This is a genomic window from Candidatus Nitrosotalea sp. FS (assembly GCF_011319475.1).
Lineage (GTDB): Archaea > Thermoproteota > Nitrososphaeria > Nitrososphaerales > Nitrosopumilaceae > Nitrosotalea.
Genome location: NZ_RCMC01000139.1, coordinates 1 through 1,345, shown reverse-complemented (window position 1 = coordinate 1,345; position 1,345 = coordinate 1).

The following is a 1,345-nucleotide window of genomic DNA, read 5'->3' as shown; positions in this document are numbered from 1 at the left end:
CTCAACGGTGCAACAGGTGCTGATCCATCAGCTGTTCAAGTATTCATTGTATATGATACAAACAAGCCATTTACTTCGCCAACAACTGGNCAAGTATTCCTTGCATATGATACAGTAACTCCGTTCACTTCACCAACAACTGGTGCAAAATCATTTATCAATGACACCAACGGTGTAGTCGATAGTCACGTAAAGTTCATATCAATTGCAAACTCGACAAGTCTGATTGATTTCATTAACCTCAACGGTACAACAAAACTTGGTGATGCACACGGAAGCTTCTTTACCGCAGGTAAAGTTGCCAACGGCACACAAGTGACAAATAGGATCTTTAACATTCCAACCAATGCAAACATTGGTTTGATGTTCCAGTTCACTACTACCGGTACAACCTTGCCACTTGCAGTTAAAACTTCAACAAGTGCAACTACAAAGGGCATTCCAACAGTAGCAGACTTCTTCTCTGTTGGTTACAAGGGTGATGGTCTAACAAACGACCAGAGAGTAAACAACGGTATCTACAGATTCGAGCTTGAAGAANACTCTACAAGTCTAATTGATTTCATCAACCTCAACGGTACTCAAAAAATTAGCAGTACTGACCCACGTGGTGCAATGTTCACACCAGGTGCAGATGTTAACCATCCAAAAGTGGCTAACGGAACACTGGTGTCACAGAGAATATTTGCAATTCCAACCAGCGCAAACGTTGGTTTGATGTTTGTATTCAACACCACAGGTACATCCTTGCCACTTGCATCGTCAACCAGTTCATCTGCAACGAGCAAAGGCATTCCAATAGTAGGAGACTTCTTCTCTGTTGGTTACATAGGTGATGGTCTAACAAACGACCAGAGAGTAAACAACGGTATCTACAGATTCGAGCTTGAAGAAACTGGTGACAACACTGGTGTATTCACAGGCACTAACCAATTTGTTATGCTCAACCAGCTCAACATCCTAGATCCAAATACTTACTCTACATTGAGAACAATCAACCATGACGTAAAGTTTGTAGCTATTCAAGACATGCTCCAGGCTGAAGCACGTGCACCACAGGCAACATTCCTTGACCTCGGTCAAGATGGTGTGGAAACTCAGATATCTGCACAAGTAGATGTCCCAACTCACACTGGTGTTGTGTCATTGGATTCACGAAAATACCATGTAACTGAGACTGCTGTAATTACTGTAAATGATCAAGATCTAAACGCTGATAGTGANGTGCAATGTTCACACCAGGTGCAGATGTTAACCATCCAAAGGTGGCTAACGGCACACTGGTGTCACAGAGAATCTTTAACATTCCAACCAACGCAAACGTTGGTTTGATGTTTGTATTCAA